The organism is Pseudomonas chaetocerotis (assembly GCF_015712105.2).
GTDB classification, from domain to species: domain Bacteria; phylum Pseudomonadota; class Gammaproteobacteria; order Pseudomonadales; family Pseudomonadaceae; genus Aquipseudomonas; species Aquipseudomonas chaetocerotis.
Genome location: NZ_JACFYX020000008.1, coordinates 280,339 through 296,242, shown reverse-complemented (window position 1 = coordinate 296,242; position 15,904 = coordinate 280,339). Strand labels below are relative to the sequence as shown.

Below are 15,904 nucleotides of genomic sequence, written 5' to 3'. Positions count from 1 at the left end.
ATGAGGCAGAGCGCGCCGGCGCGCAGGCCGCGCAGCCAGGTCCAGCCCCAGGTACTTGCCCGCATCTGCCGGTCGTCACGGATGGCATCCCATTCCGGCGACGGCCACCAGCTGTGCTTGAGCGTTGACTCGGTCGCAGGCTTCTGCGGCGCTGCGAATAGCAACCCGCGCAAGGGAACGCCTCGCGCGAAACTCGGCAACAAGGGCGCCAGAGCGTCGCGCCATTTGCCGATAGCGTTCGACTCAAGGTCTCGCGACAGTCGCAGCAGGAAATCGTTGGTCCGTGTCTGCTTCATCTGCTCCAGGCCCCTTTCGCGCAGCGGTATCACCAACTGACGCAAGGCGCTTTCAATGCCCGGAGCAGTGACGGCCGTCGGCAACAAGCAGCCCACCGACTGACGTGAACGGCCATCCTGCGACCATCGGCTGCACTGCACCTGCCAGAAGTACAGGGGTGCCTTCCAGCGCAATTGGCGAGCCATGGATTGGAGACGCCGAACGCCGCCCCCCAGCAGTTCCACATTGTCGGCTTGCTCGGGAGTCAACGCCCAGACGATGCCATCCAACGGGCGCCGCCAGGACAACTGGCGGAGGCTTTCCGGCCATTCGCTTTCCCAGTCGCCGTTCAGGCTGCCGCCCCACAGCAGCAGCGTACCCTGGCCTTCACGCCATTTGGCCGCGGCCAGCCCTGGCGCGACAGCCTCGATCTCGTCCGCCTCGCCTACCACCAGCAATACACGAACGTGCCAGCGCCAAAAGAGTCCCAAGCCATTGCGCAACTGCTCGCGTACTTCGCCTGACAGGGTTTGGCCTGTTGCCAGGCTACCAACCTTATCCTTGCCAGAATTCGGCGAATGCTGGCGTACTCGCTTACTGATCCCCATCTGCGTCAGCGACCAAACGGCCACTGAGACAGAGAACAGCAGCCCCCACAGGGCAAACGCCCTGATTGCGAAGGGCTGAAGCGTTGCACGATCAACAAGGCGATGCGGTTCGGCAAACCACCAGACACCGGCGGCCAGCAACACCAGCACGGCCAATACCAAGCCCAGCAGCAATACACTGCGCCAGACCGACAGAGATTTGACTTCAGGCAGATTCATATGAGGCCCCCACTACACCAAGGATCAACGAACGGGAGGACGACTTCGCCAGCCAACCGCAGGGACTGCCCTGATGCTGGACATGCAAGGCAGCCAGGGTCTGAACAACCATGGCTTCCAGATCACCCAGGTCGCCCCAATAGACGTCCTGTAGGTGAGCGGAAAGACGCCAGTCCAGCTCAGACAATTCAGGAATATCGCGTTGCGAGAACGACACGCACATCTCAGGAGGCGCATCCAGGTAACGTTGACTGCACGCCTGCTGAGCAACGTCGACCAACGCATCGGTGCCCACGTCGTAGCACTCGCCCCGGCCCAACCTGACGCCCTGGTCGGGGCGGCCCAGCACCCATAGCACCGCTGCCTCGCCTGCGGGGAGTGCAGAGTCTTTCCCGGCAGGCAGCGAGCGGCACCCCGCGCAGAGGATCCACGCATGCTCCGGAGCATCCTGCAAACGCTCGATCACGGCCTCCAGCGTCTCCTGAGCGAGCCAAGCCTGAGCCTGGGCAGGCAGGCGCAAATCGGGACAGTATTCGCTGATGCCCGCGACGAAGGTCGCCCACGCCGAAATGGAGCCCAGCCAGTAGCAGGCCAACGGCGCCTCGCTCAGAGTCGCGGGCAATTGTTCACGCCATTGCATGGCCAGCAAGTGTGCCAACTGGGCTTCTCGTTCAGTACTGTCCGAGCCAAAGATCGAAAGCAACCGCAGGGCATTGCCCTCGCCTTCCTTGACCGGCACCGGCGGGCGTTGCTGGCGGGCTAGCACTTGCTGCCAATGTGCCGCCGTACTTCCCGCTGCGCCCAGCAGCAGGCACTGCCGCAAACCTGCCTGCTGGCGATACCGCATCCACCAGGCACGCTTCACCTCGGCGACCTCCAGCTCATACACCTGTGCGTTGTGCCGATTCACGCGGTAGTACAGAGTCCGCAGCAGCAGTACCGACAGCCACATCAGCAATGCCGCAGCGGCGAGCAGCGCAGTGCCCTCTGGCGCCATGAACGGGCGCAGAAACACGCCCGCGGCGCCCAACAGAGCAAGCAACGTGGTGCCAGCAGCCAGCCAGCGCGCATAAGACGGCGGCCGTACCTCGGGATAAGGGGCAAACCGTGGTGGCACGTTCATAGCTCGACCGAGGAATCAGGTAGCGAACTGACCAGTGTGCAACCGCAGGCGCAGCGGTGCCCATCCAGGGCAACCGGCCGGTCGTCGGCCTGCATCAGGCTGCTACCTTCGTCGATGCGGGTCATCCCGTGTTTATTGCAATGTACGGCGTCGCCCTCGCAAGCCATCGGCAGGCCGTCGCACTCGTAGTGTCCCTCCAGCACCACGCCGCCGAACGGACGCAGGGTGTCGCCCTTACGCACGATATTTTTCATCACCAGCTCCTGAGGCACGCTAGGGCATCAATGCACTGAGGCAATGGCATCGCGGGGTTGGAAACGCGGCGTAATACAGAAGCGGAAATTGGCGATCTGATGAGACATGACTGTCCGCTCTTGATCTGCTCATAGCGCGGCATGTCATGGAGCAGATGGGCGGTATCCACGATCAAGCCCACCAGCAAGCGGACCAGGTTGCCCACTGCACACGCCACCGTCAGGTAGCCCCCGAGAAAACACTGATAGATGCTCGAACGGGCGCCATTCGCTGGAGTTCTCAGGTACTGATAGTCACGCCAGGTGCCCTCGTAGCACTCACCGGTAGCTTTCCTGTCGGGATGCTCGGCCCACTCATGCAGGCTGCCGCAGCCACTGAGGCTCGATGCCAATCCCCTGAGTTTCAATAAGGTGCTGCATCGTCGACAGAGCACCGAGCGAAGCCTGATCAAGACCGGCCCTCCTTCGCAGAGGCCATGGTCCCTTCATCGGGTAGCCGGGCAATGTAGGTGCCGAACACAACGTCCCAAAGCGGCGAAGACACCCCGAAGTTCTTCTCGATCCCTCTGTGGTGATGCAAATCGTGACTCGCCACCAGCAGAGGGATGAAGCGGTAGCACCAGTGGCTGGGGCGGTGCATCACATAGTGCAGCGAGATGTACAGGAAGTACCCGACTACCAGGCCGGCATAGGCGGACGTCAACTGAGCGGCCCAGGCCAGCACCAGGAGAGCCGCATATACCGCGCTGGTTTTCCAACTGGAAATGCCGATGTACGCCAGCTCATCCAAATGGTGTGTCCAGTGCTCGCGGCGATACCAGGTGTGAAACAGGAAGCGGTGCGTCAGGTACTCGATCAGAGACCAGAGCAACAGCCCGCAGACGGCCTGGACCCAGTGGAAAGGCCCCAGATAAAGGGCAGCCAGAACGAACAGTGGAGCCGTGAAAAAGTCGAGAAAGTAAGCCAGCGAGGACATCTTCCATTGATTGGATACAGCCATGTGCAATCTTCCGTGGTTATGGCCACTCACTCGGAGTAGGCAAAGCAGAAAATCAGAGCCCACATCGAGGCTCGTGCGTCAAAAGGGTCATTGGGTGGTCAGCGCCAAAGGTTCCAGTCATGGGGGGACGATCAGCGCTGCTGACATCGGCTTGGCGTAACGACCCGAGTTGGGAGGGGGCGCCTGATAGCAGGGCCATCGGTAGTTCATTTCCGGCATGAGGTGGGCTCCGGCATTTCCAGCGGCAATTTGATCGGGTAGTCCGGGTTGTCGTAGGTCAGGCAGGAAGTGGTGACCTTGAGTTGGTCACAAGGCAGAAAATGCACGGTGATGCCGCAGGTGTCCTGGCCGCTGTAGTCCGGAACCGGAACGACCTGGCTGTGTTGGCGTTTTTGGGCGTTAACCTTTTCAAGCCATGCGTCGTACTTAACTTCATCTGCAAACCCAGGAAACTCCTTAGCCAACTCACTCACACCGCTTGCTCCGGTCTCCCACTCGACCCGTACCGTCATCCCCGGCTTCCATTGTGCGGGCACACCAAAGCAGCAGGCACCTCCGCCGCCCTGATAAGGACCGATGATGTCCACGGCATTCCGGCCATTCACACTGAAGCGGTTGATGGCCCAGTGGGTGTGGTTGATGGCATCGATGCTGCCGCTGCTGGCCTGGACCGGGGTTGGCGCCGTGGCGCAGCCAGCGGCAACCAGGGCAGTGGCGAACATGACGGCATGGCGAACAGTCCTCACGATGGTGCGCTGCCGATGGACGAGGGACTTCACTTCGGGCATGAGGTGGGCTCCGGCATCTTCAGCGGTAACTTGATCGGGTAGTTCGGGTTGTCGTAGGTCAGGCAGGAGGTGGTGACCTTGAGTTGGTCACAAGGCAGAAAATGCACGGTGATGCCGCAGGCGTCCTCGCCGGTGTAGTCGGGGACCGGGACGACCTGGCTGTGTTGGCGCTTTTGGGCGTTAACTTTTTCAGCCCATGCTAAGTACCTAGCTCGATCCGCAAAACCAGGGAAGTCCTTGGTTCCACCCACTCCGGTTTCCCAATCCACCCGCACCGTCATTCCCGGCTTCCATTGCGCCGGCACGGCAAAGCAGCAGGCACCTCCGCCGCCCTGATAAGGACCGATGATGTCCACGGCATTTCGGCCATTCACACTGAAGCGGTTGATAGCCCAGTGGGTGTGGTTGATGGCGTCGATGCTGCCGCTGCGGGCCTGGACCGGGGTTGGCGCCGTGGCGCAGCCAGCGGCAAGCAACGCAGCGGCGAACGGCAATGCATGGCGAACAGTCCTCACGATGGCGAACTGCCGATGGACGAGGGACTTCACTTCGGGCATGAGGTGGGCTCCGGCAGGCGCAGCGGTAACTTGATCGGGTAGTTCGGGTTGTCGTAGGTCAGGCAGGAGGTGGTGACCTTGAGTTGGTCACAGGGCAGAAAATGCACGGTGATGCCACAGGTGTCCTGGCCGCTGTAGTCCGGAACCGGAGCGACTTGGCTGTGTTGACGCTTTTGTGAGCGGATCTTCTGCTTCCACTCCAGGTACTTTTCGCGATTTTCATAGCCTGGGAAATCAAAGGAGTATCCAACTCCCGTCTCCCAATCCACCCGCACCGTCATTCCCGGCTTCCATTGCGCCGGCACGGCAAAGCAGCAGGCACCCCCGCCGCCCTGATAAGGACCGATGATGTCCACGGCATTTCGGCCATTCACACTGAAGCGGTTGATGGCCCAGTGGGTGTGGTTGATGGCATCGATGCTGCCGCTGCGGGCCTGGACCGGGGTTGGCGCCGTGGCGCAGCCAGCGGCAAGCAACGCAGCGGCGAACGGCAATGCATGGCGAACAGTCCTCATGATGGTGCGCTGCCGATGGACGAGGGGTTTCACTTCGGGCATGAGGTGGGCTCCGGTATCTTCAACGGCAATTTGATCGGGTAGTTCGGGTTGTCGTAGGTCAGGCAGGAGGTGGTGACCTTGAGTTGGTCGCAGGGCAGAAAATGCACGGTGATGCCGCAGGCGTCCTCGCCGGTGTAGTCCGGAACAGGAACGACCTGGCTGTGTTGGCGTGTCTGCGCAACTACCTTCCTTTCCCAGGCTAAATATTTGGCCTCGTCGGCAAACCCTGGAAATCCGTCGGTATATGCGGAGCCGGTCTCCCACTCGACCCGCACCGTCATCCCCGGCGTCCATTGCGCCGGCACGGAAAAGCAGCAGGCACCTCCGCCGCCCTGATAAGGACCGATGATGTCCACGGCATTCCGGCCATTCACACTGAAGCGGTTGATGGCCCAGTGGGTGTGGTTGATGGCATCGATGCTGCCGCTGCGGGCCTGGACCGGGGTTGGCGCCGTGGCGCAGCCAGCGGCAACCAGGGCAGTGGCGAACATGACGGCATGGCGAACAGTCCTCATGATGGTGCGCTGCCGATGGACGAGGGACTTCACTTCGGGCATGAGGTGGGCTCCGGCAGGCGCAGCGGTAACTTGATCGGGTAGTTCGGGTTGTCGTAGGTCAGGCAGGAGGTGGTGACCTTGAGCTGGTCACAGGGCAGAAAATGCACGGTGATGCCACAGGTGTCCTGGCCGCTGTAGTCCGGAACCGGAGCGACTTGGCTGTGTTGGCGCTTTTGAGCGTCAATCTTTTCAAGCCATGCATCGTACTTAGCTCGGTCAGCAAAGCCTGGAAAGTCCCAAGCCTCACCTACGCCCGTCTCCCAATCCACCCGCACCGTCATTCCCGGCGTCCATTGCGCCGGCACGGAAAAGCAGCAGGCACCTCCGCCGCCCTGATAAGGACCGATGATGTCCACGGCATTTCGGCCATTCACACTGAAGCGGTTGATGGCCCAGTGGGTGTGGTTGATGGCATCGATGCTGCCGCTGCTGGCCTGGACCGGGGTTGGCGCCGTGGCGCAGCCAGCGGCAACCAGGGCAGTGGCGAACATGACGGCATGGCGAACAGTCCTCACGATGGTGCGCTGCCGATGGACGAGGGACTTCACTTCGGGCATGAGGTGGGCTCCGGCATCTTCAGCGGTAACTTGATCGGGTAGTTCGGGTTGTCGTAGGTAAGGCAGGAGGTGGTGACCTTGAGCTGGTCACAAGGCAGAAAATGCACGGTGATGCCGCAGGCGTCCTGGCCGCTGTAGTCCGGAACCGGAACGACCTGGCTGTGTTGGCGTTTTTGGGCGTTAACTTTCTTGGCCCACGCCACATACTTCGGCCAGTCTGCGTATCCAGGAAATTCATCGGCAAGCTCGCTGACGCCGCTCGCTCCCGTCTCCCAATCCACCCGCACCGTCATTCCCGGCGTCCATTGCGCCGGCACGGAAAAGCAGCAGGCACCCCCGCCGCCCTGATGAGGACCGATGATGTCCACGGCATTTCGGCCATTCACACTGAAGCGGTTGATGGCCCAGTGGGTGTGGTTGATGGCATCGATGCTGCCGCTGCGGGCCTGGACCGGGGTTGGCGCCGTGGCGCAGCCAGCGGCAACCAGGGCAGCGGCGAACATGACGGCATGGCGAAGTGCAGGCATGGCACGCGCTCCTGGCAGGTAAAGGACGTGTTCAAATCTCGGCATCGACCTGCTCCTTGGCCTGACTGAGGAAAGCCTCCCAGCGTGCATCGATGGCCTGCTGCGCCTGTTGCAGGCGCAAGGCAGTGATGGCCGTGCGCTGCTGGGCCACCAACTCGCCCACATGGGTGGTGGGCGCCTGCAGTTCGGCAGCGTTGGCCAGCATCGGCAGCGGCAGCCCATTGCGCAGGTCGATGATGTTGAACCGCGACAGCGCACCGGCCATGGCCAGTTTGCCGGCCCAGCCCTTCTGCTTCTTGATCAGCACCACACCGCCAACGATCATGGCCGCGCCCACAATGCCGCCGGCCACGCTGAGCAACGACAGTTCCTTGTTGCTCTCGCTGCCGAAGTACACCATGCGTTCGCGGAAGTAGCTGTTCCAGGGCTCGCGGGTGCCCTTGAGGGCCCAATGCAGGAACCAGGCACGCGAATCGTGCACCTGGTCGTCGAACAGCGCGCGCACCAGACCGCTGGGCTGCTCGGCGTTGAGGCTTTCATCCACCTCGCCACGCTCGGTTTCGCTGAGGAAGTTCTGCTTACCCGCGGGTGGCGGAAACAGAATGCGCACGCGCTGCTGGCCCAGCTGCTTCATGTGCAGGTATTCCACCCGCTCGTCGTCACCGTTGAGCAGGTAGATGGCCTGCATCGGGATGCTGTGCAGCACCCACTCCGAAACGCTGGAGGGCTCGCGCCGGGTATTGCGGTAGTCCTGGCCAAACTCTTGGGCAGCCTCGCGCAACTGGGTCTGGTCCATCTCCGGGTCGAAGTCACGGACGCCCGGCTCCAGCGGCTCGGGTTCTTCGTTGGGCGTGGTCCGCGCTTCGGCCTCGGCCTGCCTGCGCCGCTCTTCTACCCCCTGCTGCTCCTTGTCACGCCTGGCCTGGGAGGCTTCGCGGTTGGCCTTGATGCCGTCGCCATCCGGCGCCTTCTGGTAGAAGGTGCAATGCTTCAGGGTATCGAAGGCATAGCGATCGATGCGCCAGGCGGTGATCCAGCCCATCTGGTCGCGGATCACGTCTTCGACCGGGAATTTACCGAGAACAGGCGTGTAGCGATGCACCTGATCGGCGGGCAGTGGTTGCGGGGCGTTAGGCAGGCCGAGGGTGAGTTCGCGCCAGGCGTTGAAGCGGGTGATGAGCTCTGGAGAGGAGTCAAATTCTCGTATTGACTCTGGCTCCATGAACCTCCATCGCTCATGTTGTAGATGCGTGGGTAAGGCTGTAGGTGGAACTTTGAATGGCGCCCCATTTGCAAATGCATCAGAGAACATGTCGTTCAGAGCAATCTGCGAAAGCAACATGCGATCATCTTTGCTGATTGCCTTCCCCTGTACACCCGGCGTATAGCCGCCACCCTGGTCGGAGTGCATCCCCGGATGTACTACCTCAATGCTATTGCGCGGGTACCGGCCATCACTGCGGCGAATGGAGTCCAGCGGGAAGCACAGGCGCTGCTCATGGGCGGCGACGATATGCAGGCAGCGCTTGATCAGCGCCGGGTGGGTGTCTTCGCTGCTCAGTTCCATGGTGCCACTGGCCCAACTCATATGGCCGTCGGCCATGGGCGCCACGTGGGCCACACCCACCGAGGCCACGGTATCCAGCAGGCCGAGGTACTCGATGCTCACCGGCAACCTGAGGTCGCCCACCGCGAGATAAGGCTCGAGGGTCTGACCCGGTTCGGGTTGCACCAGCAACTCGCTCAGCCATTTGACGAAAGCCCGCGCTGCTGCCGCGCCACGGGAGAAGCCGTAGACATAGAGCTTCAGGCCCAGCAGCTTGGGGTGCCCCGGAGCCGGCTGCTCCAGAGCCAACCTCAGCGGGCCACCCAGCAGCTTGAGTTGACGGTCGAATTCGCGGCGACGGTTGGCGGAACCCCCGATGTCCGCAAAGGCGCCCATGGCCTGGACCGCCGCCCCCACCTGGGTGAGTTTGGTTTGCTGCAACGCGCGCTTCAGGGCATCGATGAGCATCATCAAGCCCCAGTTGATGCGCTCCTCGCCATACCTGGCCAGCGCCAACCCCGTGGTGGTGTAGTTCAGGTCGCCCACTTCGGGAAACGGCGTGCCGACTCCGGGCATGTAGTACTTGTAGTACTCGCCGGCGCCTACGCCATCTTCATCCAGCAGGCTGTCAGCCCCTTTGCTGAACGTGGTGCCGCCGGCATAGCCAGCGCCAATGGTGGCGCGGAACAAACGGGCGATATTGGTGGGGTGGGCGACCGGCGACAGGTACAGATCGTTGTTCAGGTTATTGCCGGTGCCATCGAAGAACAGGCTGATGTGCAGCGTCTTGCAGCACGGCGGTGTGACACGGTGCCCGGCCGCCCGGCACAGGCTGTCGTGGTAGGCGGTTTCCAGGTCGCGCTGGCAGGCGAGATTGAGCTCCACCATATGGGCCTGGTCCGGCAGGCGCCCCTGCACGGGGAACTGCGGCGGCAGGGAGACCTTCGCCAGGGGTTTCACTTCGGGCATGAGGCGGGCTCCGGCATTTCCAGCGGTAATTTGATCGGGTAGTCCGGGTTCTTGTAAGTGAGGCAGGAGGTGGTGACCTTGAGCTGGTCACAGGGCAGGAAGTGCACGGTGATGCCGCAGGCGTCCTGGCCGCTGTAGTCTGGAACCGGAACGACTTGGCTGTGTTGGCGCTTTTGGGCGTTACCTTTTTCTGCCCATGCAACGAATTTCGGCCAGTCGCCGTAGCCAGGAAACCCCTTGGTTCCACCTACGCCGGTCTCCCAATCCACCCGCACCGTCATCCCCGGCTTCCATTGCGACGGCACAGAGAAGCAGCAGGCGCCACCACCGCCCTGATAAGGACCGATGATGTCCACGGCATTTCGGCCATTCATACTGAAGCGGTTGATGGCCCAGTGGGTGTGGTTGATGGCATCGATGCTGCCGCTGCGGGCCTGCACAGGGGTTGGTGCCGTGGCGCAGCCGGTGGTCAGCAAGGCCAGGGCGATGGCGAAACTGGGCAGGGTTGGGGTGTGCATGACGTCCATATCCTCCAAGGGAAAAAGTTTCAGGCCTGGGCCAGGCGCTGGCGCAGCAGGGCATCACGCTGTTCATCGGTAAGCAGGTTGGCGGCACTGGCTTCGCGCATGGCGGCATAGCCGAGCTGGAAGTGCTGCTGAGCAGTGCGGCCGACCCTGACGGCGGCGTCCAGCTTGGCGATGACGCGGGTGGCATCGCTGGCGCACATCAGGGTGTCGATCTGGCGATCACTGAGCTCGATGAGTTCGAACTCGGCGGCGCTTTCTTCCTGCTCGCCAAGGCCGAGCAGGCGCTGAGGCAGGCTGTCGTGGTCCGGCCAGCTCCAGAACACCGCAGGGCGCAGCAACTGGCGGCGCTGCTCAGGTGCGAGCACATCGCGGATCAGCAGCTGCAACAGGCGTGGGTCGTAGTAACGCAGCAGGCCGACTTGCCCGCCGTTGCGGGCCTCCAGGCAGCGGCCAAGGTAGTTGGCCAGCGCATCGAAAGACCAGGTGGAGGCCAACGCCAGAACCTGTGGCTTGCCCGCCGCTTCGTTGAGCAGGCCCTGCAGCCAGGCACGCTGAATGGGGTGCTGCAGGTCAACTCGCACCAGCAGTGGCGCCAACTCCTCCGCGCTTTCCTCGGGCAGGCCGCGGAACAGCGAGCGCCAGGGCAGCGGCGGATGCACAGCCTTTATCACCGGAATCAGCGGCCGCTCGCCAGCGGCCTGGTCGATGATGAGATCGAGGTACTGCGTGGAAACCTCGGCGCAGGCCGCTTCGAGCAGGTCTATCCATTGGGTAACAAGCGAGTCGTGCATGTCAGGCCTCCCGCGGGACAAAGCCCGCCGCGATGGCCTGGGCTTTCTTCAGGCATTCCTTGCAGATGGAGGTGGGCAGCTCCGGCAGGGGGAAGTCCTGGCTGGTGGGTGAGCGCAGTCGGTGCTGGCCTTTGAGGCTGAGCTCGGTGGGGCCGTGGATTTCAACCTTGCCGTCGGGGCTCAGGCGGATGTAGGCGCCGCCACTGGCCAGGGTGATGCCCTGCTTGGCGGTGATCTGCAGGTGCCCCTGGGTGGATTGGACGGTGACGTCCTTCTGCGCGATGAGGCTCAGGGTGTCGGCGTGGGACTCCAGGTTCAGCGGGCCTTTGCCGGAGACCAGGCGCATGCCTTCTTCCTGCGCGAGCAAGGACATGGCATGGCGACTGTTGGCGTGCAGACGGTCTTCGCTGGCCAGGCTGACCTCACCGGATGATTGCAGGTACAACGCCTGGGCGCTGGCGAGCAGGATGGTCTGCGGGCTGACGGCCCCGATGCCGTTAGGCGCGCTGAGTAACAACGCAGGGGCCTTCAACTGAGTGGCGTCCTCGCGCAGGCGCCGCAGGCTTTTGTGCTCAGGCGCGAGGTTGTGGTGGGACTGGGCAGTCTCGGCCCACGCCTCCATCTGGTTGACGGCTCCCTTGAGCAGGCTTTCCGCCGCTTGCATGGCGAGCACCTGGCCGCCCGCCCGGGGCTGTTCGTCGGCGCTGATGAAGATACCCTTGCCGCTGCGGATGGCGCCCCAGCCATCGGTGCGCAGCTCGAAGCCTTCGCCGCGCTTCTGCTTCTTGGCATCCACCAGATGCCCCAGGTTGAGCTGGCTCTTGCCGGAATACTCGGTGCTGACCTTGATGTGCTCCTGCCCGCGCGTGTCGTCCAGGCGAATTTTGTTGTTGGTGGGCGTTCTCAGTACGTTGCGCTTGTGGTTGTGGATGGTGACGTGGTCAGGCTCGAGGTTGGTGTGCAGGGCGTGGGCGATGAACGGGCGGTCGGGGTCGCCCTGCTCGAAGGCCACCGCCACTTCGGTGCCGGCCAGCAAGGGCATGTGCAAACCATAGGTGTCGCCGGCATAGGGCCGCGCCAGGCGCAGCCACATGCTTTCGCGGCCGGCTGGCCAGGTATCCCGGTCGAACAGGAAGTTGACGCGGTAGCGCCCTTCGCCATCGATATGGCTGTAGGGGTCGTTGCGCTGCGGGCTGGTGATGCGCGCGGGCACGGTGCCGGCGATGCGCGGCTTGCTCGGCACTGGCGGGCGGAAGGCGATGTTGCCGTCGGGGATGGCTTCGAAGCGGACGTCGAAGCTGCGATCGCGGGCAGCCGTGCAGTGGGTGCGGACGATCAGCGCGCCTTGCCTGAACGCTGCCGGTGCGCCGCCTGTCACCTTGAGCACCCAGCCGGGGGCCAGGGCGGCGTCGCTGCTGGCGCCGCTCAGGCAGAGCTGGTCATTCAGGTAGCGTTCGTGGGCCAGTTGCGCGTAGAAGACGCCGCTTTCGGCATGGTCTTCTTCATCGCCACGGGCATGGGGATCGCCGAGGCGCTGGTAGTGCTCGTCAGCGTAGTGGTAGGCCTCGCCGTAGGTGGTGGCGGCGCCACGCGTCAGGTCGGCCTGGCCGTCAAGGTTGGCGCCGGCATCGCGCGAGTAGTAGGCGCGGGTGCTGACCACTTGCTGGATGACCTGGTGACTGGCTTGCAGGTCCCAGACGGCATCCTGGCCGGTAGCCTCCAGCCCGCTCAGGGGCCGCAGCGGCAGGCTGATATCGCGTTGGTAGTGCATGGGCGAGTCCTTGAACTCGACCACGTCGATTTTCAAGCGCGCGTCCATGCTGAAGCTGAACCAGATGCCGCGCTCCGCACAGAGCCTCTTGATGTAGGCCAGGTCCGACTCGCCGTACTGCAGCAGTTGGTCATGCTGCTTGTAGGTTCTGCCGAGGTCGATGAGGAAATCCTGCCCGCGCCAGCCATGTCGCCGCAGGATGGTTTCCACCACCTCGGGCACGCTCTGGTTCTGGTAGATGCGGTACTGGCAGGTCTTGTCCAGCAGCGACAGGCGCGGCTCCAGCCTGAGCTCGTAACGGGCTTCATCCCTGGAGGCCGAGAGACGCCGGAATCCTGTGATGACCCCGTGCAAGGTGCGCAGCGGCGCGAGCGCTGGCGGCGTGTAGCCGCGAATGGTCAGCGCTGGTGGCGCTGCGTGCAAACTGAAGCTGGCATCCTTGCCGAGCAAGGTATCGGCGGCGATGTCGAGACTCGGGCTGGTCACCTCGATGGCATAGCAAAAGGTCTCGCTGAGCGCCTCGGTGCCGGAAAACGCGAGCACGTCCAACGGGGCGTTCTGGTCAGCCACCGTGAGCCTATGCCGGCTGTGGTCGAAGAAGGGGCGTATCTCGCTGAGCATGGGTCAGACCTCCGCGCGTTCGAGAGCCAGGGGCTCTTCGCTGAATGCCAGGGCGATGCCGTCGTCCGCGCTGTAACCCAGGATGACGGCGGTGGCTTTGCGCTGGCTGGCTTGGCGCTGCAGCAGGTGCTGGCTCAGCACCGGCAGGATTTGCTGGTTGAGCAGGCTGTCGATATTGCGCGCGCCGCTGTCGGGCAGCAGGCAGGCATCGACGATGGCCTGGTTGAGGCCATCGTCGATATGGCAGGTTATGCCGTAGTGACGCTGCAGGCGCTTGGCGACCTGGCCCAGTTTGATGGCGACGATGCGGCTCAGCGCGGCGGCGTTCAGGGGGCGGTAGATCAACGTCTGGAAGCGCGCGAGCAGCGCAGGCTGGAAGTGCTCGCGCAGCACCGGCCCCATCCGTTCCTGCAGGTCGCTGTCCGTCGCCTCGGGGCGCTCTTCGAACAGCGCCTGCAATCGGTCGCTGCCCAGGTTCGAGGTCATCAGGATGACGGTGTTGCGGAAGTCGATTTCGCGCCCTTCGCCATCTCGCATGAAGCCGCGATCGAATACCTGGTAGAACAGATCGAGCACGTCGCGGTGGGCTTTCTCCACCTCATCGAGCAGCACGACGCTGTAGGGGCGCTGACGGATCGCTTCGGTCAACACGCCACCCTGGCCATAGCCGACGTAGCCCGGCGGCGAGCCCTTGAGCTGGCTGACCGTATGGGCTTCCTGGTATTCGGAAAGGTTGATGGTGACCAGGGACTTTTCACCGCCGAACAGGCAGTCGGCCAGCGCCAGGGCGGTTTCGGTCTTGCCCACGCCGCTGGTGCCCACCAGGAGAAAGACGCCCAGGGGGGCGTTCTCGGCGGTGAGGCCGGTCTTGGCGGCGCGCAGGCGTTGCGCCAGGGCACCCAGGGCGCTGTCCTGGCCGATGACCCGCTGCGCCAGTTGCTGTTCGAGCTCGAGCAGGTTGGTCTGTTCGTCCTTGAGCAGGCTGCCCAGGGGGACGCCAGTCCAGTCGGCAATGACTTCAGCAACACTGCGTGCATCGACGTCGAGCGACAGCAGAGGGTGGTCGCTTTGCAGTGTTGCCAGCCGCTCCTGCAAAGCGGCGCATGCGTCAGGTGCGTGGATGCGGGCTTCCAGCAGTTCACGGGTGAGCGCCAGTTCCCGTTGGTACTGCTGCTGTAGCCCGGCGAGGTGCTCCTGCACCTGATGCTCGCGAAGGTCGATGGCGGACAAACGCTCGATCGCCATGGCGCCGCTGAGTCTGGCGTCCTCTTCGAGGGCTTGACGCTCGAGCTGTAGCGCATGCTGCTCAGCCTTGAGCTGCACCAGCGATTGCGGTTCGCAATCCAGGCTCATGCGCACGCGAGCGCTGGCGGTATCGAGCAGGTCGACAGCCTTGTCCGGCAACTGGCGGCCGGTGAGGTAGCGGCGTGACAGCGTGACCGCAGCCTGTACGGCGGCATCCTGGATATGCACGCCATGGTGGCTGGCGTAGCGAGCCTTGAGGCCTCGCAGCATGAGGCAGGCGTTGGTGTCGTCAGGCTCGTCGACCTTGACCATCTGGAAGCGCCGCTCCAAAGCGGCGTCGCGCTCGAAGTACTGTTTGTACTCGGACCAGGTGGTGGCGGCGATGGTGCGCAGCTCACCCCGTGCCAGGGCGGGTTTGAGCAGGTTGGCGGCATCGGCACCTCCGGCCTGGTTGCCGGCGCCGATCAGGGTGTGGGCTTCGTCGATGAACAGCAGGATCGGCGTGGGCGATTGCTGGACGGCATCGATGACGTTCTTCAGGCGCTGCTCGAACTCGCCCTTTACGCCCGCCCCCGCCTGCAGCAAGCCGAGGTCGAGCGTGCGCACGCTGACCTGTTTGAGGCTGTCCGGCACGTTACCGTCGACAATCCGCAGTGCCAGCCCTTCGACAAGCGCGGTTTTACCCACGCCAGGCTCACCGACCAGGATCGGGTTGTTCTTGCGCCGACGGCCAAGAATGTCGATGACCTGGCGGATTTCGTTGTCGCGTCCAAAGACCGGGTCGATGCCGCCTGCCCAGGCCTTGGCGGTGATGTCCAGGGTGAACTTGTCGAGGATGGCGGTGTGAACATCGCTCTTGGCCGAAGACGTGCCTGGGGCAGATCGTGGGGTCTCAGCCAGAGCCGCTTCCTGCTGAAGCGCCGGGCGCTCCCTGGACTGCTCATTGAGTAGCGGCAGCAGGCGTTCGATCTGGGTGTCGGCGACGCTGAGCAACGGCCAGGCGGCATCGCAATCGAGCAGGCTCGGTGTCTCGCGCAGAGCCCCCAGCAGGTGGGCCGAGCGCAGGGTTTGGGCATCTTCGTGCAGGGAAGCGAAGAGCCAGGCGTCCTTGATCAGTTGCTGCAATTTGGCAGACAACTGCGGTTTGTCGCGCACGCTGCGCGGCAGGGTATCGAGATGGTTCAGCAATCCCTGCCACAGGCTGTCCATGTCCCATTCGTAACGACGTGCGATCAGGGTCAGATCGCCCTCGCCCTGCTCCATCAGTTTAAGCAGCCAGTGCTCGACGGTGACGAAGGGATGGGTGCGGGTCTGGCACAGCGACGCGGCGGCGCTCAGCGCCTGGGCGCAATAGGGATTGAGGCGACGTAGCAGATGAGTGGACTGGGCCATGGGGCGATCCTTGCTTGGG

At 63.4% G+C, this 15,904-nt stretch carries 14 protein-coding genes and 1 pseudogene; all 15 read right to left on the bottom strand.

Translation table 11 applies throughout. The features are described 5' to 3' along the window. Positions 1–1,103: pseudogene (locus H3221_RS16385) on the bottom strand (ImcF-related family protein); the annotation flags it as partial. Continuing rightward, a complete protein-coding gene (locus H3221_RS16380; protein WP_196477194.1) occupies positions 1,090–2,118 on the bottom strand; it encodes a hypothetical protein in 1,029 nt (342 codons plus the stop codon). The pseudogene H3221_RS16385 and the gene H3221_RS16380, both read right to left, overlap by 14 nt. 104 nt (positions 2,119–2,222) lie before the next feature. Beyond that, positions 2,223–2,480, bottom strand: coding sequence for a PAAR domain-containing protein (locus H3221_RS16375; RefSeq protein ID WP_196477193.1), 258 nt, complete (start codon positions 2,478–2,480; stop codon positions 2,223–2,225). Between the two features lie 448 nt (positions 2,481–2,928). Further along, positions 2,929–3,480 carry a sterol desaturase family protein gene (locus tag H3221_RS16370; protein WP_196477192.1) on the bottom strand — a complete coding sequence of 184 codons (552 nt, stop codon included), beginning with the start codon at positions 3,478–3,480 and terminating at the stop codon, positions 2,929–2,931. Positions 3,481–3,686: 206 nt separating this feature from the next. After that, positions 3,687–4,202: a DUF3304 domain-containing protein gene (locus H3221_RS16365; protein WP_196477198.1), complete on the bottom strand. Its 516-nt coding sequence runs from the start codon at positions 4,200–4,202 to the stop codon at positions 3,687–3,689. 53 nt (positions 4,203–4,255) lie between these two features. Next, positions 4,256–4,825 (bottom strand): DUF3304 domain-containing protein, encoded by a 570-nt coding sequence (locus H3221_RS16360; protein ID WP_196477191.1) that lies wholly within the window; start codon positions 4,823–4,825, stop codon positions 4,256–4,258. Then, a complete protein-coding gene (locus H3221_RS16355) occupies positions 4,813–5,382 on the bottom strand; it encodes a DUF3304 domain-containing protein (protein WP_318011457.1) in 570 nt (189 codons plus the stop codon). The genes H3221_RS16360 and H3221_RS16355 overlap by 13 nt, the downstream gene beginning before the upstream one ends. Beyond that, positions 5,370–5,939 carry a DUF3304 domain-containing protein gene (locus tag H3221_RS16350; protein ID WP_397428073.1) on the bottom strand — a complete coding sequence of 190 codons (570 nt, stop codon included), beginning with the start codon at positions 5,937–5,939 and terminating at the stop codon, positions 5,370–5,372. The genes H3221_RS16355 and H3221_RS16350 overlap by 13 nt, the downstream gene beginning before the upstream one ends. Continuing rightward, the gene (locus tag H3221_RS16345; protein WP_397428072.1) at positions 5,927–6,496 is read right to left on the bottom strand and encodes a DUF3304 domain-containing protein; all 570 of its coding nucleotides are present in this window, start codon (positions 6,494–6,496) and stop codon (positions 5,927–5,929) included. The genes H3221_RS16350 and H3221_RS16345 overlap by 13 nt, the downstream gene beginning before the upstream one ends. Beyond that, positions 6,484–7,023, bottom strand: coding sequence for a DUF3304 domain-containing protein (locus H3221_RS16340; protein WP_196477190.1), 540 nt, complete (start codon positions 7,021–7,023; stop codon positions 6,484–6,486). Before H3221_RS16340 ends, H3221_RS16345 begins: the two co-directional genes overlap by 13 nt. Before the next feature lie 31 nt (positions 7,024–7,054). Continuing rightward, a complete protein-coding gene (locus tag H3221_RS16335; protein ID WP_196477189.1) occupies positions 7,055–9,538 on the bottom strand; it encodes a T6SS phospholipase effector Tle1-like catalytic domain-containing protein in 2,484 nt (827 codons plus the stop codon). After that, positions 9,526–10,056 (bottom strand): DUF3304 domain-containing protein, encoded by a 531-nt coding sequence (locus H3221_RS16330; RefSeq protein WP_196477188.1) that lies wholly within the window; start codon positions 10,054–10,056, stop codon positions 9,526–9,528. Before H3221_RS16330 ends, H3221_RS16335 begins: the two co-directional genes overlap by 13 nt. Before the next feature lie 29 nt (positions 10,057–10,085). Beyond that, positions 10,086–10,856: a DUF4123 domain-containing protein gene (locus tag H3221_RS16325; protein WP_196477187.1), complete on the bottom strand. Its 771-nt coding sequence runs from the start codon at positions 10,854–10,856 to the stop codon at positions 10,086–10,088. Between the two features lies 1 nt (position 10,857). Continuing rightward, entirely contained in the window at positions 10,858–13,248 is a 2,391-nt protein-coding gene (locus tag H3221_RS16320) for a type VI secretion system Vgr family protein (protein ID WP_224490641.1), read from the bottom strand. A gap of 3 nt (positions 13,249–13,251) precedes the next feature. After that, on the bottom strand, positions 13,252–15,885 hold the full coding sequence (tssH, locus tag H3221_RS16315; RefSeq protein ID WP_196474604.1) for a type VI secretion system ATPase TssH: 2,634 nt from the start codon (positions 15,883–15,885) through the stop codon (positions 13,252–13,254). Positions 15,886–15,904 lie beyond the last annotated feature (19 nt).

Coding starts and splice junctions, on each gene's coding strand:
- H3221_RS16350 (WP_397428073.1), bottom strand. CDS start 5,939: ATGCCCGAAGTGAAGTCCCTCGTCCATCGGCAGCGCACCATCATGAGG.
- H3221_RS16365 (WP_196477198.1), bottom strand. CDS start 4,202: ATGTTCGCCACTGCCCTGGTTGCCGCTGGCTGCGCCACGGCGCCAACC.
- H3221_RS16345 (WP_397428072.1), bottom strand. CDS start 6,496: ATGCCCGAAGTGAAGTCCCTCGTCCATCGGCAGCGCACCATCGTGAGG.
- H3221_RS16340 (WP_196477190.1), bottom strand. CDS start 7,023: ATGCCTGCACTTCGCCATGCCGTCATGTTCGCCGCTGCCCTGGTTGCC.
- H3221_RS16355 (WP_318011457.1), bottom strand. CDS start 5,382: ATGCCCGAAGTGAAACCCCTCGTCCATCGGCAGCGCACCATCATGAGG.
- H3221_RS16330 (WP_196477188.1), bottom strand. CDS start 10,056: ATGCACACCCCAACCCTGCCCAGTTTCGCCATCGCCCTGGCCTTGCTG.
- H3221_RS16375 (WP_196477193.1), bottom strand. CDS start 2,480: ATGAAAAATATCGTGCGTAAGGGCGACACCCTGCGTCCGTTCGGCGGC.
- H3221_RS16370 (WP_196477192.1), bottom strand. CDS start 3,480: ATGGCTGTATCCAATCAATGGAAGATGTCCTCGCTGGCTTACTTTCTC.
- tssH (WP_196474604.1), bottom strand. CDS start 15,885: ATGGCCCAGTCCACTCATCTGCTACGTCGCCTCAATCCCTATTGCGCC.
- H3221_RS16325 (WP_196477187.1), bottom strand. CDS start 10,856: ATGCACGACTCGCTTGTTACCCAATGGATAGACCTGCTCGAAGCGGCC.
- H3221_RS16335 (WP_196477189.1), bottom strand. CDS start 9,538: ATGCCCGAAGTGAAACCCCTGGCGAAGGTCTCCCTGCCGCCGCAGTTC.
- H3221_RS16360 (WP_196477191.1), bottom strand. CDS start 4,825: ATGCCCGAAGTGAAGTCCCTCGTCCATCGGCAGTTCGCCATCGTGAGG.
- H3221_RS16320 (WP_224490641.1), bottom strand. CDS start 13,248: ATGCTCAGCGAGATACGCCCCTTCTTCGACCACAGCCGGCATAGGCTC.